At 58.5% G+C, this 19,381-nt stretch carries 15 protein-coding genes and 1 riboswitch; of the genes, 7 read left to right on the plus strand and 8 right to left on the minus strand.

Annotated features, from left to right (window positions below; translation table 11 throughout):
* Nucleotides 1–73: 73 nt before the first annotated feature.
* The gene (gene ahcY, locus AP059_RS12085; protein WP_048364071.1) at nt 74–1,483 is read right to left on the minus strand and encodes an adenosylhomocysteinase; all 1,410 of its coding nucleotides are present in this window, start codon (nt 1,481–1,483) and stop codon (nt 74–76) included.
* 22 nt (nt 1,484–1,505) lie between these two features.
* Nucleotides 1,506–1,612, minus strand: a riboswitch (S-adenosyl-L-homocysteine riboswitch).
* Nucleotides 1,613–1,808: 196 nt separating this feature from the next.
* On the opposite strand from ahcY, the gene AP059_RS12090 reads away from it, so the two are divergent.
* The 3 genes from AP059_RS12090 to AP059_RS12100 all read left to right on the plus strand — a co-directional run bounded on the left by AP059_RS12090 (nt 1,809) and on the right by AP059_RS12100 (nt 5,311).
* Entirely contained in the window at nt 1,809–2,216 is a 408-nt protein-coding gene (locus AP059_RS12090; RefSeq protein WP_059765529.1) for an acyl-CoA thioesterase, read from the plus strand.
* Between the two features lie 411 nt (nt 2,217–2,627).
* Nucleotides 2,628–4,391 (plus strand): patatin-like phospholipase family protein, encoded by a 1,764-nt coding sequence (locus tag AP059_RS12095; RefSeq protein ID WP_256209826.1) that lies wholly within the window; start codon nt 2,628–2,630, stop codon nt 4,389–4,391.
* A 74-nt stretch (nt 4,392–4,465) separates the two neighbouring features.
* Entirely contained in the window at nt 4,466–5,311 is an 846-nt protein-coding gene (locus AP059_RS12100; protein WP_059765535.1) for a formate/nitrite transporter family protein, read from the plus strand.
* 85 nt (nt 5,312–5,396) lie between these two features.
* Here the strand turns inward: AP059_RS12100 and trhA are convergent, their stop codons facing one another.
* From trhA to pilG, 7 genes are all read right to left on the minus strand, one after another.
* Nucleotides 5,397–6,014, minus strand: coding sequence for a PAQR family membrane homeostasis protein TrhA (gene trhA, locus AP059_RS12105; RefSeq protein WP_059765539.1), 618 nt, complete (start codon nt 6,012–6,014; stop codon nt 5,397–5,399).
* Between the two features lie 71 nt (nt 6,015–6,085).
* Nucleotides 6,086–6,568, minus strand: a complete 483-nt coding sequence (locus tag AP059_RS12110) for a chemotaxis protein CheW (RefSeq protein ID WP_059765542.1) — start codon at nt 6,566–6,568, stop codon at nt 6,086–6,088.
* Nucleotides 6,561–12,482 carry an Hpt domain-containing protein gene (locus tag AP059_RS12115; RefSeq protein WP_059765547.1) on the minus strand — a complete coding sequence of 1,974 codons (5,922 nt, stop codon included), beginning with the start codon at nt 12,480–12,482 and terminating at the stop codon, nt 6,561–6,563. Before AP059_RS12115 ends, AP059_RS12110 begins: the two co-directional genes overlap by 8 nt.
* Before the next feature lie 27 nt (nt 12,483–12,509).
* Nucleotides 12,510–14,567, minus strand: coding sequence for a methyl-accepting chemotaxis protein (locus tag AP059_RS12120; protein ID WP_059765550.1), 2,058 nt, complete (start codon nt 14,565–14,567; stop codon nt 12,510–12,512).
* Between the two features lie 53 nt (nt 14,568–14,620).
* Nucleotides 14,621–15,160, minus strand: coding sequence for a chemotaxis protein CheW (locus AP059_RS12125; protein WP_059765552.1), 540 nt, complete (start codon nt 15,158–15,160; stop codon nt 14,621–14,623).
* On the minus strand, nt 15,153–15,548 hold the full coding sequence (gene pilH, locus AP059_RS12130) for a twitching motility response regulator PilH (protein WP_059765554.1): 396 nt from the start codon (nt 15,546–15,548) through the stop codon (nt 15,153–15,155). Before pilH ends, AP059_RS12125 begins: the two co-directional genes overlap by 8 nt.
* 42 nt (nt 15,549–15,590) lie before the next feature.
* Nucleotides 15,591–15,998, minus strand: coding sequence for a twitching motility response regulator PilG (gene pilG, locus AP059_RS12135; protein WP_059765556.1), 408 nt, complete (start codon nt 15,996–15,998; stop codon nt 15,591–15,593).
* Between the two features lie 371 nt (nt 15,999–16,369).
* On the opposite strand from pilG, the gene gshB reads away from it, so the two are divergent.
* The 4 genes from gshB to ruvX all read left to right on the plus strand — a co-directional run bounded on the left by gshB (nt 16,370) and on the right by ruvX (nt 19,375).
* Nucleotides 16,370–17,323, plus strand: a complete 954-nt coding sequence (gshB, locus tag AP059_RS12140) for a glutathione synthase (protein ID WP_059765557.1) — start codon at nt 16,370–16,372, stop codon at nt 17,321–17,323.
* 76 nt (nt 17,324–17,399) lie between these two features.
* Nucleotides 17,400–18,299, plus strand: a complete 900-nt coding sequence (locus tag AP059_RS12145; protein ID WP_059765559.1) for an energy transducer TonB — start codon at nt 17,400–17,402, stop codon at nt 18,297–18,299.
* A gap of 63 nt (nt 18,300–18,362) precedes the next feature.
* The gene (locus tag AP059_RS12150) at nt 18,363–18,935 is read left to right on the plus strand and encodes a YqgE/AlgH family protein (protein WP_059765561.1); all 573 of its coding nucleotides are present in this window, start codon (nt 18,363–18,365) and stop codon (nt 18,933–18,935) included.
* Nucleotides 18,935–19,375 carry a Holliday junction resolvase RuvX gene (ruvX, locus tag AP059_RS12155; RefSeq protein ID WP_059765563.1) on the plus strand — a complete coding sequence of 147 codons (441 nt, stop codon included), beginning with the start codon at nt 18,935–18,937 and terminating at the stop codon, nt 19,373–19,375. The genes AP059_RS12150 and ruvX overlap by 1 nt, the downstream gene beginning before the upstream one ends.
* Nucleotides 19,376–19,381: the final 6 nt, after the last annotated feature.

Genomic DNA, 19,381 nt, shown 5'->3' on the forward strand with positions numbered 1-19,381 from the left:
GATGACAACCCCTGACGCTGAACTCACACATAAAAAAAAGGCGGTCAGTACAAGCCTGACCGCCTTTTTCTAATCAGTAACGGTAAGCGTCTGGCTTGAACGGGCCTTCGACGGTAACGCCGATGTAGTCAGCCTGTTGTTTAGTCAGTTGCGTAACCACGCCACCAAAACCACGCACCATTTCCAGTGCGACTTCTTCGTCGAGCTTCTTGGGCAGCACTTCGACGGTCAGACGCTCGGCTTGCAGCTCGGCCGGCAGGTCAGCGTACTTCTGTGCGAACAGGAAGATCTGCGCCAGTACCTGGTTGGCGAACGAGCCGTCCATGATGCGGCTTGGGTGACCTGTGGCGTTGCCCAGGTTAACCAGACGGCCTTCGGCCAGCAGGATCAGGTAGTCATCGTTCTGCGGATCGAAATCGTTAGGGCCGGTACGGTGAACTTTGTGCACCTGTGGCTTAACTTCTTCCCATGCCCAATTTTTGCGCATGAAAGCGGTGTCGATTTCGTTGTCGAAGTGACCGATGTTGCACACCACAGCGCGCTTTTTCAGCGCAGCCAGCATGTTTTTGTCGCACACGTTGACGTTGCCGGTAGTGGTCACGATCAGGTCGATCTTGCCCAGCAGTGCAGCGTCGATGCTGGCGGCAGTGCCGTCGTTCTGGCCGTTGATGAACGGCGAAACCACTTCGTAGCCGTCCATGCACGCTTGCATGGCGCAGATCGGGTCAACTTCGGACACTTTAACGATCATGCCTTCCTGACGCAGGGACTGAGCCGAGCCCTTGCCCACGTCACCGTAGCCGATGACCAGTGCTTGCTTGCCGGACAGCAGGTGGTCGGTGCCACGCTTGATTGCATCGTTCAGGCTGTGACGGCAGCCGTACTTGTTGTCGTTTTTGCTTTTGGTCACCGAGTCGTTCACGTTGATCGCCGGGATCATCAGCTCGCCTTTGGCCAGCATGTCCAGCAGACGGTGTACGCCAGTGGTGGTTTCTTCCGTCACGCCGTGGATCTTTTTCAGCATGTCCGGGTATTTTTTGTGCAGCAGCTCAGTCAGGTCGCCGCCATCGTCCAGGATCATGTTGGCATCCCAAGGCTGGCCATCTTTGAGGATGGTTTGCTCAAGGCACCACTCGTACTCTTGCTCGGTCTCACCTTTCCAGGCGAACACCGGGATGCCGGCAGCAGCGATAGCGGCAGCGGCCTGATCCTGAGTCGAGAAGATGTTGCACGACGACCAACGCACTTCGGCGCCCAATGCAACCAGGGTTTCGATCAGTACGGCAGTCTGGATAGTCATGTGGATGCAGCCCAGAATCTTCGCGCCCTTGAGCGGTTGTTCTGCTGCATAGCGGCGGCGCAGGCCCATCAGAGCCGGCATTTCGGATTCGGCGATGAAGGTTTCACGACGGCCCCACTGGGCGAGGGACATGTCAGCGACTTTGTAGTCGGTAAAACCAGCAGGCGTGTTTACAGCGCTCATTTAGAGCCTCCATTCGTTTGATCGCGAATGGGCGCCGTTGTGCGTTTAGTGCCTGCCCAGGGAGCCCTGAACAAACAACGCCCCATCCGAGCCTGACAGGTTTTACCTGCTGCAGCGCCCCTCGGACAGGTGGCGGGAACGGTACTGGATGAAAATGACCGTTTTGAAGCGGAGGTGATTATAGCCATCAAGGCAGATGTTCCCAAGGCTTAATCCACGCCTTTTTCTATTTGCTTAATCGAGACCATAGTCGAAGCTTAATAGAGCGCAGCGCCAGGGTCTGACATGATGGCCCGCATCTAACGGCAGACGGTCAGGAGCGAACATGAACTTTCACACCCGCAAATGGGTAAAACCCGAAGACCTCAACCCCAATGGCACGTTGTTCGGTGGCAGCTTGCTGCGCTGGATCGACGAAGAAGCCGCTATCTACGCCATTGTCCAGTTGGGCAACCAGCGCGTGGTGACCAAATACATCTCGGAAATCAACTTTGTCAGCGCCTCACGTCAGGGCGACATCATCGAGTTGGGCATCACCGCCACCGAATTCGGCCGTACCTCGATCACCCTCACCTGTGAAGTGCGCAACAAGATCACCCGCAAGAGCATCCTCACCGTCGACAAAATGGTGTTCGTTAACTTGGGTGAGGACGGCCTGCCTGCTCCGCACGGACGCACAGAAATCAAATACGTCAAAGACCAGTTTCAGGACGATGCAAACAGCGAAACATAAACTGTCGACATAGGTATTTTTCAACGCAAGTGGCTGGATACTTTTCCTCAGGCGCCTAAAAACCTGCAGGAAGTTGCCAGAAAGGCGATTCCACAGCCTTTCTGGCGCCATCGTGAGCCTTCCAGATGCTCATAGGGCATGCCTGATTTTTGTGTGGCCTTATCGTTCAGCGCACAGACAACCCACACGGCTTTTTGTACCTTGCTCTTTCTTCAGCAAAGCGCCTGATCTTGAGAGAGCCCAAGCTGCATGAAAACTGTCGCGCCGCGTCTATTTCCCTCGACCTTACCGCTCACCGACCGGACGCCAGGCACACGGACCGACGCCCAGGCGGCTCGAACACTCTTAACCGAAAATGCAGGTGCACGCAGAGTCACCTTTCACCTCAACAGCAACGCCAGCGTTGATCTGATGCTCTCCCCCCCGCCTGTGACTCAACTCATCCTCAGCGGCGGCGGCGCCAAAGGCATCGCCTTTCCAGGCGTCATACAGGCGCTTGAGGACAAAAATCTGCTCAAAGGTGTGGTAACCATTTGCGGCTCGTCAGCGGGCGGTATTTCAGCCGCACTGCTGGCCAGCGGAGTGAGTGCCACCGCGTTCAGCGCATTGACCAATAGCATCAGCTTCCCGCAGCTGTTGAACAGCACGAGCAGCACCTTGGCAAGCCTGCAAAATGCCAGCACCGCGCTGGGGAAAATGCTCAGCCATTTACCGGGAAAAACAGGCACCTTTTCGCAGTTGTTACTGACCGTGCTGCCGCGCCTTCAATCCAAAGCAGAACCGCTTGAAGAACTGATACGCACCGAATCGCGCAAAGTCATTCTTGCCCACATTGCAAACATGACACGCGAGACACGCACCGCGTCCATCATGGCCATTGCTGACAAATTGCACACGGGAGGTGCAACCACCTTCGCCGACCTCGATGTACTGAGCCGACACATTCCTGAAATCAAACAACTCAATATCACCGGTGTGGGCATCTTCGGGGGCCGCCAGCAACTAGTGCTGTTCAATGCCAGCTTAACCCCGGACATGGATATCGCCCGCGCGGCGCACATTTCAGGGGCGTTGCCGATTCTATTCAAGCAGCCTTCTGAACAACGCCTGGCGTTTCAACAAGACGGTCAAAAAAACGCATTTCAGGACGGCGGCTTGCTACTCAACACCCCTGATATTGATATCTACGAACCCCCCGCCCACAGTAGCCCTTTCAGCGCGGCCGAAAAACTGATCGTACGCTTTGAGCCCGGGGCGGCGAAAACCGCAAACCCCAAAGGTAGTTTTATCAGCCATGCCATCAACCAACTCACAGGACTGCCTCCTGACGGAGCCAAAAACTTTGCAAAAAACCGAAGCGAGTCGTTTTCCGAGCAGCGTGTCGCGCTGCCCCTAAACACCGCCCTGGGCGATTTTCGCGGCACGTTCAATGGCACGGTCAACTTCACAATGAACCTGAGCGTCAAACATCATCTCCAGGGACTCTCTCGCCAAGCCGTCATTGAACACTTGGACAAGCGCGCGGCCGTACGCGATCAGCATCACTTTGCTTCGGTGCAAGATGCCGTTCTGGCCATGGACGATGAGATGTTCAGCAGCGTAGCGCCCGCCCTGGAGAAGCTGGGCGGGCACGCTGATATTTTGCATTTTCGTCAGCAGGCACAGACCTCGTTGGGGTCACTTGACGCTGCGATCAGCGAAGCTAACACGGCACCCTCGCTGAAATTAACGCAAAAGCTGGGTGCAGCATTACGTAACCTCGACGCGCTGGCCCGTCGCCCGGAACAGATCGAATGGCTAGGTAAACAGCTCAATGTGGCCGGGAACTGCAACTTCCAGCAATTACTGCAAAGCGACTTGAGTAAGCACGCCAACCTGTCGAAAGTCCTGACCAGCGCCCACGCTGAAGCCAAAAAACGGAATGTGGCCGTGATCGCCGAGAATTTCACGCGTGAAGTGATCTACCCGGCATTGTTTCTGCCTGGCCAGCCCGAGACCAACCTGAATCTGTTGCGCCAGGTCGAGCAAACGCTCAAACACGCAACAACTGCCACTGAGGTTAACCAGGCGCTGGACGACATCGTTAATAAGTACGTCGCACGTAACAAGCCCTGGAAGCATCCGCAGGGGGCCACCACCGTTGGTCTGGCCAAGGCGTGGCGCATGCAGACCTGACCCCTGCGCCATTGAACAGCCCTGAGTCCTGTGTGTCGTACCTACACAGCCCACCTCGGATTCAGGTACCCATCATGGCCACTCAACACGGCAGTAAAACTCCCAATCTGTCGGCTGAAGAAGAGCACGACGTCACCAAAAACCAGCCACCACGCGCCGCCGTGCTGCACGAGATTATTCGTTTACAGGGCGACCAGGAGCTGGAACGCAGCATCGCTGCACTATTCTGGTCAGCACTGGCCGCCGGGCTGACGATGGGTCTTTCGCTGATGGCGATGGGCTTGCTCAACTCACGCCTGCCCAGCGGCGAAGCGTTTAAAGTGATTGCCAGCTTTGGCTACTGCGCAGGTTTTTTAGCGGTGATTCTGGCGCGCCAGCAGTTGTTCACTGAAAACACCCTGACGGCCGTGTTGCCCATCATGAGCAAACCGACGTTAAGCAATTTCGGGCGTTTGTTCAGGTTATGGGGCGTGGTACTGGTCGGTAATCTGCTCGGTACGCTACTGGTGGCCTACGTCATGCTGCACTTGCCGATTTTTGACACCCAGACCGACAAGGCCTTTCTTGAAATCGGCCGCAAGGTCATGGAAAACGACACTTCGCAAATGTTTGCCAAAGGCATTATCTCGGGCTGGATGATCGCAACCATGGTGTGGATGATCCCCTCCATGGAAAGCGCCAAGATGTGGATCATCATCCTCATCACCTACCTGATGGCGCTGGGCGACTTCACGCACATTGTGGTCGGCACCGCAGAGGTCTCGTACCTGGTGTTTGCGGGTGAGTTGCCATGGAAAGACTTCTGGCTGGTGTTTGCCGGTCCGACCCTGGCGGGCAACATCATTGGCGGCAGTTTTATCTTCGCCCTGATCAGCCACGCGCAAATCCGCAGCGACAACAAAAAGCCGCAAAAGACTTAAGCGCCCTTTAATACGCGCTGACGAGAGCCGGGGCGCGAACCCGCCGTCATCCTGATGACGCCGGGTTCGCGGACACACAGGGGCTTTAAATCACGTAATGCGCGATGGCCACAAAGTGCAACAGGCTGCCCGCAATCACAAACAAATGCCAAATACCGTGGGCATGGCGCAGGCGGTGATCGAGGGCAAAAAAGATAATGCCCACGGTGTACATCACGCCGCCCGTGGCCAGCCAAATGAAGCCTGCCGTGCCCAGCGCCGCCAGCAAGGGCTTGACTGCCACCAGTACAATCCAGCCCATCACCGCGTAAATCACAATGGACAAGATACGCGCCTCAGAGCGCGGCTTGATCTCTTGCAACATGCCAATCACGGCCATGCCCCACACAATCCCAAACAGCGACCAGCCCCACGGCCCATGCAAGGTCACGAGGCAAAAAGGCGTGTAGCTGCCTGCAATCAACAGGTAAATCGACAAGTGATCGAACTTCTGCATGATCACCTTGGGCCGCCCGCGCACGCTGTGGTACACGGTCGACACGCTGTACAACAACACCAGCGTGACGCCGTAAATCGCGGTGCTGACTATTTTTTGCGGGCTGCCATCAAGGCACGCCATGACCAACAACCACACACTGCCCACTGCGGCGGCCACCGCCCCCAACAAGTGAGTCCAGGCGTTGAGCTTTTCTCCGTGATACATCTGCAACATCCTCAAGAGCCGATAGTGCGACTGCCTCACTTTGATACGAGATAAGGGTCAAGGTTGCGAACTTAAAGGGCAATGCGGCGTTCGTCGAGGGGACTTGGGGGCAACCCCGACACCAAACGCTCCAAGCCCCACAAATCAGGGATTTTCGCCACATGCTCGCCCACTTGCACGGCGGCACGTTCCAGCGGGCAAAGGGGCACGTCGACAAAGCTCAGTTGGCTGTCGAGTTTGTAGGAGCGCGGAATGCCCTGAACCACCATCGCGATGTATTTCAACGCCGGGTTGGCACTCAAGGTGTTGAGGATGACGATGCGCGCCCGTTCGCCAATCAGCAGCGGGCTGCCGCATGCAGCCTCAAAGCTGATGAGTGGCAATGGGTGGTCGCGCCAGGTGATCTGGCGCAGATGCCACGGCGGGGAGTCGCTGCTGGGTTCGCCGCGCTGGTAGTCGATCAACTCGGCAATCGCGACGTTGGGCAACAGCAAGTAGCGGTCAGCCAGCGGCAAGAGCAGGCAGGTGAGGCTGCCAACACGGTGGTCAAGCATGGAAGCGGCTCCAGTAGGCGATGCGCTCCAGCAACACAGACTCTTGATACGGTTTGCCCAAGTAGTCGTTGACGCCAATGGCCATGGCGCGGTTCTGGTGCTTTTGCCCGGTACGCGAGGTGATCATGATGATGGGCATGTCTTTGAGACGCGGGTCGTTGCGCACATGGGTGGCCACTTCAAAGCCGTCCATTCGCGGCATTTCAATATCCAGCAGCATCAAGTCCGGGGTGTGCTCTTCGAGCACGCTCATGGCGTCAACCCCGTCTTTGGCGGTGATGACGTTCATGCCGTTACGTTCCAGCAAGCGGCTGGTGACTTTGCGCACGGTGACGGAGTCGTCCACCACCAACACCAACGGCGGACGCACCGCCGGGATGAATTCAAGGCTGCCGCTGACTTCATGATGGGCGCGCTGCAAGGGTTGACGCACTTGATGGGCACGTATGTAGGCGAGCAAATCAAGGATCAACACCACGCGCCCATCGCCCAAAATCGTGGCCCCCGACAACCCTTGTACAGCGGCAAATTGCGGACCCAGGCTCTTGACCACGATTTCGCGCGAGCCGGCCAGCGCATCCACTTGCAGCGCCACGCGCATGTCTTGGCAATGCACCAGCAACACCGGCAATGAATGCTGCTCACCGGCCAGTTTAGGCTTGACCACGGTTTGCAATAACTCGCCCAAATAACGCAATTCGTAGGTCTGGCCGCCGTAGTGATACAGCGGCGGGTTGAGCTGGTAATAGCCTTCCAGTTCGTTGGGCATGACGCGCACGATGCCTTCGACGGTATTGATCGCAATGGCGTATTGCTCATCCGCGCACTGCACCATCAGTGCGCGGTTGAGCGACACGCTAAACGGCAACCGGATCTGAAAATGCACACCCTGCCCTGCCACCGAATCGAGCGTCATGCTGCCGCCCAACTGCCGCACTTCTTCATGGACTACGTCCATGCCCACGCCACGCCCGGAAATCTGGGTGATTTTTTCAGCAGTAGAAAACCCCGGCTGCAAGATGAACTGCAACACGTCGCGGTCGCTGACACTGTTGTGCGGGTCCAGCAAACCGCGATGAATCGCCTTGCGCCGCACCGCTTCAAGCGGAACACCCGCGCCGTCATCGCGGATATCAAACACCACGTCGCCGCCTTCGTTAGACAACTCCAGCGTGATCAGCCCTTGCTCGGGCTTGCCGCTGGCATGGCGCACATCGCTCGGTTCCAGGCCATGATCGACCGCGTTACGCAGCATGTGCTCCAACGGGGCAACCATGCGCTCCAGGACGTTACGGTCGATTTCAGCTTCAGCATTGATCACGCTGAACTCGACCTGTTTGCCCAGCTCGCTGGCCACTTGGCGCACCACGCGTTTGAGGCGCGGCAACACCCGTTCAAACGGCACCATTCGCGTGCCCATCAGGCCCTCTTGCAGTTGCGTGTTTATCCGCGCCTGCTTTTGCAGCAAGTTGTGAGCGTCTTGGTTACGGGCGGCCAGCGTGGCTTTGAGGTCGAGCAAGTCGGACGCAGATTCAAATAACGCCCGAGACAACTGTTGCAGCTGGGAGTGACGGTCCATTTCCAACGGGTCAAATTCGTCGTATGCCAGACCATCGCTCTCAGTGTGCCCACGACTGTGGCGCTGGCCCTGGGTTTCAGTGTCCAGACGCCGCAGTTGGTCGCGCATGCGCTCAAGGGTGGTCTGCATTTCGTTGAGCGCAACCTGACCATCATTGATTTGCTGCTCAAGGCGACCCCGGATAATCGAGGTTTCACCTGACAGGTTGACCATGTCTTCCAGCAACTCGGCAGGCACCTTGACCATGTCCAGGCCCGTGCGCTCCCCTTCGGTCATGGTGGCGCCCGGGGGTTCAGCCTTCGTCGAGGCAGGCGCTTGAACCGCCTGCCGGGCATTGCGTTCGGTGTCACGAATGCGTTCGATCAAATCCTGGGGCGACTGCACAGGCTGACCGCTGCGCAGCGCATCCAGCATTTGTGCAGCCCGGTCATGACAGTTCTGCAACAAGGCGAACAAATCGGCACCGGGAGGCAGCACGCCTGCTGACACATCTTCGAGCAGGGTTTCCAGCTCGTGGGCAAAATCACCAATGGCGGCGATTTCAACCATCCGCGCCCCGCCCTTGAGGGTGTGCAGGTCTCGCAGCAGGTTTTCGACTTCCACCGTACCTTGAGGCTCAGCTTGCCAGCGCGTCAGGGCAGCGCCGGAGCTTTCGAGAATGTCGAAGGCTTCTTCGAGAAAGATGTCCAGCAGTTCAGTGTCGCCGCCTGAGGCCCCATCAGGTGGTGCGACGGGCAGTTCGGCAGCCGGGTGGGGGTGATGCCGAAACCCGCGAATGGCGTCGATCAATTGGTTGGGTTCGCGCAACGGTTGCTGCTGTTGCAAGTGTTCGAGCATCAGCGCCAACTGCGCATGGCTGCGGTGCAGCAAGTCGGCCAGCGCCGGGCTTTCGCTGGCGCGCCGATCCAGCAGGCCTTCGTACAAATGCTCAAGTTCTTGGGCCAGGTCGCCCACCGGACCAATGCCCGCCATGCGCGCCCCGCCTTTGAGGGTGTGCATGTCACGCTGCAACGAAGACAGCGGTGCCAGACTCTCCGGCTCACTCAGCCAGCGCTGCAAGGCCTGGTCCGCGCTGTCAAGGATGTCGACCGCCTCTTCCAGAAAGATGGCGACGATTTCGTCATCCATCGACTCGCCTTCGCCCGCCAATGTGCCTGCCTGTAAATGAGCCGTGGCAGCCCCCAACTCGGTGATGTCGAGGGTTTGGCTGCCCTCACGTCGAATCAGGCCCGTGGCATCGGGCGCCAGCCCCTCGTGCAGCAACCGGTGCAGCGCGTCAATGCGGATCGGTTGCGGGGTAATGTCCTGGCCCGCAGCCAGTTGGTCGAGCATGTTGATCAACGCTTCGTGAGCCTGTTCGGCTTCGTCAAAAAAACGCGCACTGGCGGCCAGGCTGCTTTCTTCCACTGCGCCGTACAGGTCAAGCAAGGCTTCGCACAGGGCATCGAAGGGCTGTAAATCCAGCAGGTGCGCTGACTCGCCCAACGCCGTCAATTGGTCCAGCAACGTGTCGAGACCTGCGCGCTCGTGCGGCTGTTGCCGCCAATGGCGCAGCACGTCTTCGGCCTCAAACAGGGTGTCCATGCCCTGCTCCAGAAATGCACCGATACGCTGCGGGTCACGGGTGGGTCTCGCCGCATTGCCGGGCGTATTGAGCAGCACGTCCAGGCGGTCGGCAATCAGGTGCTCAGTGCGCTCAATCAGCGAGCGGGCACCGTGAATCTCGGCCAGCGGATCACTGTCCAATTGTTTCAGGCCGCGGTGCAGCAGGCCGTCGGCCTCAAGCAGCAACTCGATTTCGTCCAGGTCCAGCACCAGATGGTGTGCTTTGTATTCACGCACCAAATGGTCCAGCGGCGCGGCCAGCTCAGCCATGCGCAAGACACCCGCCATGTGCGCGCTGCCTTTGAGGGTGTGCACGGCACGCTGCAATTCGTCGCTGGCATACAGCGGCAGTTGCTCGCTGGCGTGATCGAGAAAACGCTTAAGTGTGTCGAGGTGGCTTTGCGCTTCTTGACGGAAAATATCGAGCAATTGCGGGTCGAAACCGAGGGACTCTTGCTCAATCAACAGCGGCAGTGGATGACCTTTGGACAGGTGATGGGCTTGGGCGGCCAGTGTGTCGACGTCATCACGCTGACGTTGACGGCCCTCGGCAAACGCTTGAATCAAACCGGGCAACACGCGCAGTACATCTTCGAGTAACTGATAGATCGCCGGGACCGGCGCAACCTTGCGTTCAATCACACGATTGAGCAGGTTTTCGACCGCCCATGCCAACTCGCCCAGTACCAACGCGCGCACCATGCGTCCGCTGCCTTTGAGCGTATGGAAACCGCGCCGCAGTTCAGCCAGCGCAGCGCTGTCCGCCGGGTTGGCAACCCACTGCGGCAAGGCCTGGTGCAGCATGCTCAGCACTTCATCGGTTTCTTCGAGAAAAACGTCTAACAGCTCTTCGTCTACCCGCGCTTCATCCACGGGGGGCGGCAGCAAGCTGGCGGGAATGTGTTGCGCGGGCGGGTTGAGCGCCGACACCGGGTTTGCCAGCACCTCGGCCAGGCTCTGCATGACCTCGGGGTCCTGCAGCTCCTGCAAATCCTGCATCACCAGCACCTCGGTGGGGCTGAGGATGTCTTCGAGCAGCGGCACATGGCGTTCGGTCGGCGCATAGCCCAGCGCGATGAGGCTGCTTTCGGCCCGGTCCAGCACCTGCTCGCCCGCCGCGCCGGGGTCTTGGGCCAGGCGCTCCAAGTAGTATTCGATGCTCACCAGCGCGTCAGCCAGGCGGTCGATGTGCTGCGCGGTTACAGGCTCAGTGCCCAGCAACCAATGCTCACACAGGTAATCGTCGCAGGCTTGCAGCAAGTCGGCGGCGCGGTTGAGCGGAATCATCGCCAGTGCCCCGCGAATTTGCGTGAGCAGTGCAGGTACGGGCTGCAAATGTTGACGATCAAAACCGCCCGCCAGAGAGTCGCTGATCAAGTCTTTGGCTTCATCGAAGACGATGCGCGCTTCTTTGATCACCAATTGGTGAATCTGCATCAAGTCGGTGGTCGGCAAACGGCTTTCTTCACGCTGCGAAGGCTCGACAGTACCGACCATGCCCGCCAGCGTGGCTTCGACGTACAACAACGCCGCTGCCACATCCATCAACACGGCATCAGTGGGTTCGCGCTGACCCTGGGCCAAGCTCTGGACCACGGCCAACTGGTCGATGATGACCTTGCGTGGCTGGCCGAAACCCAGCACGGCCAGGGTGTCGGCGATTTGGCGCAAAGGCGCCATCAAACTGTTGAGTTCGGACACATGCGTGCGGTCACTGCGCACAAACAGGTCAAGACGCTCTTTGACCCGCACCAGCTCTTCGCACAAGGCGGCCACCACCGAGCGCATGGCGTCCCGGTCGGGACCGGCGAGGCGAGCACGCTCTTCGTCGACCATTGCCGCGTCGGGCATGGCTTCATCCAGCTCGTAATGGTTTTTCAAACTGAGCATTTTCGGCGTCGGGCGCTCGGCCTTGGCGATGTAAAACAGCAGGCTGGTGAGCAACACATCAGAGGCTGGCTGGTTAAGCGCTTCAATCCCCTGGGTGTGCAAACGCTGGAGTTCTTTGTCAGTGTCTCTGAGCAAGCTGCGCAAGGCCGGACTGTTGCCCACTTTGCCCTTGAGCATGCCTTCGACCAGCGCCGTGGCGATGTTCCACAGCGCATTGAGCGGCGCACCCTGACACAGCGCTTCGAGTTGCGTAAACACACTGGCCAGTTGCTCCAGTTGGCGCTGCACATCGTCTTCGCGCAGCAACCCCAACAGCGACGTTTGCAGGGTTTGGCGCCAGGCGCGCACCTGCGCAGGCAGGTCGGCCGGGGAGCGTTGCGCCAAGGTCGCGTGATCAAGCGGCGCCAGCACCTGCAACGGTGGGCTGAACAAACTGGTTTCTGACAACAGCGACTCGCCCCTGGCAGTGCGCAAGTCGTTGATCAATGGCAACACCACCAACGGCCAGTCGCGCCGGGCGCTGTGGACGCGCTCCAGGTACAACGGCAATTGGTTGAAGGCCTGTTGCAGCACACGTACCGCTTCGTCGAGTTGGCTGACGCGGCGCTGTTGCAACGCGATCACCAGTTGCTCCATCTCTTCTGCCAGCAGGGCTGCGCCGTAAAACTCGACCATCAACAAGCTGCCATGCACCTGATGCACGCACGCCAGACACTGCGCCAGCGCTTCGGGCGTCGTTTGCCGGCCGTCGCTGTCCAGTGCCACGCGGGCCTGCTTCAAGGTTTCGGCAATTTCGCCTTTGACCCACTCAAGGGCCACATAGTCGTGCCGGTCAACCATAACGACTCCCCTCAAACGTACGCCGCACTAGTGAGGCCCTGGTGTTTTTTGCGTGTCCGGCAAGGTAAAACCGGACACCGAGCGCCGCAATTGGCTGGCCATTTTGGCCAGGTTGCCAATGCTGTCGGCGGTAGCGGTTGACCCGGATGAAGTTTGGCTGGTGATTTGCTGAATGACGCTCATGGTCAAGGAAATCTGGCCCGCCGAGGTGGTTTGCTGCTGCGCGGCATTGGAGATGCTTTGAATCAGCTCGGCCAGGTTTTGCGACACGCCTTCGATCTCTTCCAGCGCCACGCCCGCGTCTTGCGCCAAACGGGCGCCGCGCACCACCTCAGTGGTGGTTTGCTCCATTGAGATCACAGCCTCATTGGTGTCGGCCTGAATGGCCCGCACCAGCGTTTCGATCTGACGCGTGGCCGCCGACGAACGCTCGGCCAAACGTTGTACCTCGTCCGCCACCACGGCAAAGCCACGCCCGGCATCGCCAGCCATCGAGGCCTGAATCGCGGCGTTCAAGGCAAGAATGTTGGTTTGATCCGCAATGTCATCAATCAGGCTGACGATGTCGCCGATTTCCTGAGACGACTCGCCCAAGCGTTTGATGCGCTTGGCGGTGTCCTGAATTTGATCGCGGATGTTGTCCATGCCGTGAATGGTGTTGTGCACCACTTCGTTGCCTTTGTTGGCAATCGCCACAGAGCGCTCGGCCACCGCAGAGGACTCGGACGCGTTGGCCGACACCTCATCAATCGATTGCGCCATTTGCGCAATGGCGCCCGACGCTTCGGCGATCTGTTGCGCCTGATGCTCGGAAGCCTCGGCCAGCTGCATCGCGGTGGCTTGCGTGTCTTGCACGGCCGCAGCCACTTGCCCGGCTGTCAGGTTGATGGTGGCCACCAGATCGCGCAATTGATCGACCGAGTAATTGATCGAGTCGGCAATGGTGCCGGTGAAGTCTTCGGTCACAGAAGCGGTGACGGTCAGGTCGCCGTCGGCCAAATCGGCAATTTCATCCAGCAGACGCATGATGGCGTTTTGGTTACGGTCGTTCTTCTCAGCGGTTTCATGCAGTTGGCGATTGGTTTCACGCACCATCACCAGCCCGATCAGGATGATCGAACCCAGCGCAAGCAGGCCCAACACATAGCCACCGATAATATCCAGCGAGCGACCGCTGGCCAGGTTTTCAAAACCGTTGGCCAACATTGACGCTTCATCGAGCAGGGTTTGTGACAGGCTGAAAATGTTGCTCGCCGCCTCACGCACCTGGAACAGCTGTGGCGAGGTTTCGAGGATTTCATCCACCGAACCGGACACAAACTGGAACAGCTCCGAGATCTCCAGCAGGCGGGCGCGGGCATCTTTATCTTCGACCTGTGAAATGCGCAGCCCCGCATTGCCTTCGAGCATGCCGTTAAGCACCTGGCCAAAACGGTTGGCGTCGCGGCCAAACGCATCGGCGGCTTGCGCGGCGGTTTCATCACCGGCCAGCACCGTGTTGACCGCCCCCAGAATGCGTTCGGCCAGCAGTGACTGGCGCTGGGCCAACGCCACCTGACTGGCGGGAGCGCCACGTTGCAACAGAATCTCGACCACTTTTTCGTATTCGACCTGCAACTGCGGCACGGTCTCGGCCAGCGTAGCGGCCACCTGGTGCAGCGACAGCACCGTTTGCTCACTGGCCAAAATGGCGTTGGTATTGCTCAGCAACTGCTCCCAGTCGCGCTGAACGGCCTGCATTTCTTTGTGCACGGCGGGCGGTGCGGCAGGAAGGCCGGTGACCGGGTCGCCTTTTTTCAGGTAGCCCCAACGCTGGCTGAAGTCGTTACGTGCATCGCTCAGCAGACGGAAAGCCGCAGCCTTACCGGCCGCCGCTTCGGTGGCATTTTTGGCGATGCGTTGGGACAGCACCCGCAATTCACCCGCGTGGCTGATGTATTGCTTGTCGTAGTTGGACTGGGTATTGAGGTAAGCAAAGTTGGCGAACAACAGCATGATGAACACGATCAGGGCGATAAAAAGCACGATGATCTGCGAACGACTGCGCGACCCTTCCATTGGTTTAACGGTTTTTGCTGTGATCATCGATCAGGCCCTGAGATGCTGTTTTAACGCTTGAAGTGACAGACGCTGCCCACTCACACAGCGACCGCCCAAAATTCAGGCGACTGGGCCAGCGCAAACGGGCTAAAGACCCACCATTCATGCTCGCCCGCGAAGCGCCCTTGCACATAGGGCAGGAATGGCAGGCCGGGGGACGCGGGTTCACAGGCGTTTAAATCGCTCTGGGCAAAATGCTGCATACCCAGCACTTCATCGACCTGAAGGCCCACAAAGATGTCTTCGAACTCCAGCACCAGTACCCGGCGCTGTTTGCGCAAAGGCGATAATTCAACGCCGAAAAAACCGCACAGATCCATGATCGGCAGTAATTGCCCCCGCAGATTGGCCACTCCCCTGACCCAAGACTTGACGCCCGGCAACAAGGTAAACCGCGGTTCATGGAGGATTTCGGCAATTTCACCCATCGGCGCCACGAAACACTGCTCGCCGATGCGAAAACCGATGCCGCTCCAGGCCTGGGCCTTGACTGGATCCGCCACCAGGCCTGCGGCCAGTGAACGACAGCGCTGGTCGATCTCAAGCAGCAGCTCGAAGGCAGTCTGTGAGTCAGGCATCGGGCTGGCGCGGCGACGCAGGCTTTGTTGCCAATGCCTTTTTAAGCGTCTGGAACAGGAGTACTTCATCGACGGGCTTGGTGATGTAATCCACTGCTCCCTGGCGTTTGGCCCACACCCTATCGGTCTCCTGATCCTTGGTGGTGACCACGATCACAGGAATGGCGCTGGTTTCAGGGTCTTTCATCAACTGGCGCGTCGCCTGAAAACCATTAAGCCCCGGCATCACGATGTCCATCAGCACGGCATCGGGTTTTTCCTGACGCGCCAATGCGACGCCATCTGCGCCGTTGGTCGCCTGAAGCACTTCATGACCGCTTTTTTCCAACATTTTAGCCATTTTGGACATTTCAGTCGGCGAATCATCGACGATCAGAATGCGAGCCATGGTGTTCCCCATCTATAAGGTAATTGGCCTGCGGGCCGGGAATCATTGAGCGGTTTGCACAAATGTGAACCCTGGCACATGGGCCTTGATCGCACTCAGCAGTTCATCCCGGCTAAAGGGTTTGGTCAAAAATTGATCAGAGCCCACAATCCGTCCCTTGGCCTTGTCAAACAGACCGTCTTTGGATGACAGCATAATCACCGGCGTCGACTTGAACGATCGGTGGTTTTTGATCAGCGCACAGGTTTGATAGCCATCAAGGCGCGGCATCATGATGTCGACAAAGATGATGTGCGGATGATGATCGACAATCTTGGCCAATGCATCGAAGCCATCGAGCGCGGTAATCACTTCGCAGCCTACGTTTTTCAGCAGCGTTTCGGCAGTGCGGCGAATGGTTTTTGAATCATCAATCACCATCACCTTCAAGGTGCTGGAATGCGTGTCCATATGTGCTCTACCATCGCCACGGCGACCCGTTTTGTTACAACTTTGCCAAATTTCAGCTCAAATCCTTAAGGGACAAGGGCTGCAAGTGCTGTGCGAGCCTTTTTAGCACAGTCTCTACATGCAATCTATCGGACGGGCCGCGCCATGCCGGGCGAGGCGGTTTTTCCTTGACCGAGACCCCACTCAGCGCCACTCTGGCGCCACTTTTTGAAGACCTGCTTATCGTGCAGGCGCTGACGAGGTAGCAAGCGGGCGCAACAGGATGAGTGCGGTGTCGCTCACGCTTGGGGTTGCCTGGTTTTGCGACGACCTTGTTATTGATCGTCAGGGCCTACAGTTGATATTTGCCTACTACTTTTGAGGAATTTGCCATGAGCGTTCGAGTCGGGATTGTCATGGACCCCATTGCGAGCATCTCCTATAAAAAGGACAGCTCGCTGGCCATGTTGCTGGCGGCACAGGACCGCGGCTGGACCTTGTTTTACATGGAACAGCAAGACCTGTACCTGACTGAAGGCAAGGCGCGGGCGCGCATGAAGCCGCTCACCGTGTTCGCCAACCCTGAAAAATGGTTTGAGCTGGACGCCGAGACAGACACAGCCCTGAGCGATCTGGATGTGATCCTGATGCGTAAAGACCCGCCGTTCGACATGGAGTTTGTGTACACCACCTACTTGCTCGAACAAGCCGAGCGCGACGGGGTGCTGATCGTCAACAAACCGCAGAGCCTGCGTGACTGCAACGAAAAACTGTTCGCCACTCAATTCACCCAGTGCACCCCGCCGACCGTGGTCAGCCGCCGGGCAGATGTGTTACGCGAATTTGCAGCGCTGCACGGCGATGTGATCCTCAAGCCGCTGGACGGCATGGGCGGCACGTCGATTTTCCGTCACCGCGCGGGTGATCCGAACCTGTCAGTGATTCTCGAAACCCTGACCGCCAACGGCACGCAGCAAATCATGGCGCAAGGTTACTTGCCAGCGATCAAGGACGGCGACAAACGCATCCTGATGATCGACGGCGAACCCGTGCCCTATTGCCTGGCGCGTATCCCGGCGCACGGGGAAACCCGTGGCAACCTGGCCGCTGGTGGCCGTGGTGAAGCGCGCCCATTGAGCGAAAAAGACCGTTGGATTGCTGAGCAAGTTGGACCCACATTGCGTGAAAAGGGCTTGTTGTTTGTAGGCCTGGACGTAATCGGTGAACACCTGACTGAGATCAACGTCACCAGCCCGACCTGCATCCGCGAGATTGATAACGCCTTTGGCACCCGCATCGGCGCCCTGCTGATGGACGCCATCGAACGCAAGCTGGCGGCGCGCTGATCGCTAACCGCCTGAAACAGACCAACATTGCGCTATCATGCGCAGCCTGTGAAACCCGCGATGTTGGTCTTTTGCCATGACACTCCCCAGCGACCTGCCCCCCGAACTGAGCCACAGCGGCGTACGCGCGGCTGATCGCCTGGGTTTTACTCTATTCGTCGCGGCCCTGATTCACCTCGCGGTGATCCTGGGTGTCGGGTTCAGCATGAGCGAGCCCAAGCAAATCAGCAAAACCCTGGAAATCACGCTGTCGACCTTCAAAAGCGCCACCGCGCCCAAGAAAGCGGATTTTCTGGCGCAGGACAATCAGGAAGGCAGCGGCACGCTGGACAAGAAAGCCGTGCCCACCACCACCCAGGTGGCACCGTTCCAGGACACCGAAGTCAAAAAAGTCACGCCGCCGCCCGCCGCCAAACCTGAACAGACCCAGGCGGCTCCCAAAGCGGCCGTGACCACCGTGGCCCCAAAACTCAAAAAAGCCACGAGCGAACCGCAGAAGGTCAAAACCGAAGCGGCGCCCAAGGCCAGCATTCCAACGTTTGACAGCTCCCAACTGTCGAGCGAGATTTCCAGCCTCGAAGCCGAACTGGCCAACGAGCAGCAACAGTACGCCAAACGCCCCAAAATCTACCGCATGAGCGCGGCCTCGACCATGCGCGACAAAGGTGCCTGGTACAAAGAAGACTGGCGCAAAAAGATCGAACGCATCGGCAACCTCAACTACCCCGAGCAAGCGCGCCGCGAAAAAATCTACGGCAGATTGCGGTTGCTGGTGTCGATCAACCGCGACGGCTCGCTGCATGAAGTGCTGGTGCTTGAATCTTCGGGCCAGCCATTGCTGGATCAAGCCGCGCAGCGCATCGTGCGGCTCGCCGCGCCGTTTGCCCCCTTCAGCGGCGACCTGGCCGACATCGACCGCCTGGAAATCATCCGCACCTGGAAATTCGCCCAGGGTGATCGGTTGTCCAGTAATTAACCCAAACGCGTAGTCGCTGCCGCCAACTTGTCAGTTTCGCTTGCCAGCGCCACACTAAGGCTCATGAAAAACCACGCACCGACCTACCTCAAGCATCAATTGCTGATCGCCATGCCGCATATGGCCGACCCCAATTTTGCTCATACCTTGACCTACATCGTCGAGCATACGGCCAATGGTGCGATGGGCCTGACCATCAACCGGCCGTTGGATCTGAGCCTGGGGGATATCCTGGAGCAGTTGCGGCCCGACCGTAAAATGTCTGAACTGTGCAAGCACGTACCGATTTATGCCGGCGGCCCGGTCATGACCGACCGCGGTTTTGTCCTGCACCCCGCCAGCATGAATTTCGATGCCACGGTTGAACTTGAAGACGGACTGGCCCTGAGCACGTCGCTGGATGTGCTGGACAGCATCGCTGACGGCAACGGCCCGCAGCGCAGCCTGATCTGCCTGGGTTATGCCGGGTGGGAGGCGGGCCAACTGGAAGCCGAACTGGCCGACAACGCGTGGCTGACCTGCCCCTACTCAGCCGATATTTTGTTTCAAACCTCTAGCGAGTTGCGCCTTGACGCCGCCGCCAATCACCTGGGAGTGAACCTCAACTTGTTAAGCACTCAAGCAGGTCACGCCTGATGGCCAGCCTTCGTTTACTGCTGGGCTTTGACTACGGCACCCGCTCGATCGGCGTCGCCGTCGGCCAGATGATCACTGGCCAAGCCCGCGAGCTGTGTAATTTGAAAGCCGAGAATGGCATCCCGAAGTGGGAAGACATCGAAAAACTCATCAAAGAATGGCAACCCGACGCCCTGGTGGTCGGCATGCCCCTGCACATGGACGGCACCCCGAGCGAGTTCTGCGCAAGGGCGCAAAAATTTGCCAACCGCCTGAATGGCCGGTTCAATCTGCCCGTTTTCACCCACGACGAGCGCCTGACCACCTTTGAGGCCAAAGGCGAACGCAAGGCTCAGGGCGGCCAGCGTGGCAGTTACCGCGACAACCCGGTGGATGCCATCGCCGCCAAACTGGTCTTGCAAGGCTGGCTTGACGACAACCCGGCTCAACCTCAAGCCTGACATTGC

Origin of the sequence: Pseudomonas sp. TAA207 (genome assembly GCF_001529285.1) — a bacterium.
In the GTDB taxonomy this organism is placed as follows: domain Bacteria; phylum Pseudomonadota; class Gammaproteobacteria; order Pseudomonadales; family Pseudomonadaceae; genus Aquipseudomonas; species Aquipseudomonas weihenstephanensis.

Excerpts from the sequence above, each read along its gene's own strand:
- gshB (WP_059765557.1), top strand. The coding sequence starts at position 16,370 with ATGAGCGTTCGAGTCGGGATTGTCATGGACCCCATTGCGAGCATCTCC.
- AP059_RS12110 (WP_059765542.1), bottom strand. The coding sequence starts at position 6,568 with ATGCTTGACCACCGTGTTGGCAGCCTCACCTGCCTGCTCTTGCCGCTG.
- AP059_RS12095 (WP_256209826.1), top strand. The coding sequence starts at position 2,628 with ATGCTCTCCCCCCCGCCTGTGACTCAACTCATCCTCAGCGGCGGCGGC.
- AP059_RS12125 (WP_059765552.1), bottom strand. The coding sequence starts at position 15,160 with ATGCCTGACTCACAGACTGCCTTCGAGCTGCTGCTTGAGATCGACCAG.
- AP059_RS12100 (WP_059765535.1), top strand. The coding sequence starts at position 4,466 with ATGGCCACTCAACACGGCAGTAAAACTCCCAATCTGTCGGCTGAAGAA.
- AP059_RS12145 (WP_059765559.1), top strand. The coding sequence starts at position 17,400 with ATGACACTCCCCAGCGACCTGCCCCCCGAACTGAGCCACAGCGGCGTA.
- pilG (WP_059765556.1), bottom strand. The coding sequence starts at position 15,998 with ATGGACACGCATTCCAGCACCTTGAAGGTGATGGTGATTGATGATTCA.
- pilH (WP_059765554.1), bottom strand. The coding sequence starts at position 15,548 with ATGGCTCGCATTCTGATCGTCGATGATTCGCCGACTGAAATGTCCAAA.
- AP059_RS12115 (WP_059765547.1), bottom strand. The coding sequence starts at position 12,482 with ATGGTTGACCGGCACGACTATGTGGCCCTTGAGTGGGTCAAAGGCGAA.
- AP059_RS12150 (WP_059765561.1), top strand. The coding sequence starts at position 18,363 with ATGAAAAACCACGCACCGACCTACCTCAAGCATCAATTGCTGATCGCC.
- AP059_RS12120 (WP_059765550.1), bottom strand. The coding sequence starts at position 14,567 with ATGATCACAGCAAAAACCGTTAAACCAATGGAAGGGTCGCGCAGTCGT.
- ruvX (WP_059765563.1), top strand. The coding sequence starts at position 18,935 with ATGGCCAGCCTTCGTTTACTGCTGGGCTTTGACTACGGCACCCGCTCG.
- trhA (WP_059765539.1), bottom strand. The coding sequence starts at position 6,014 with ATGTATCACGGAGAAAAGCTCAACGCCTGGACTCACTTGTTGGGGGCG.
- AP059_RS12090 (WP_059765529.1), top strand. The coding sequence starts at position 1,809 with ATGAACTTTCACACCCGCAAATGGGTAAAACCCGAAGACCTCAACCCC.
- ahcY (WP_048364071.1), bottom strand. The coding sequence starts at position 1,483 with ATGAGCGCTGTAAACACGCCTGCTGGTTTTACCGACTACAAAGTCGCT.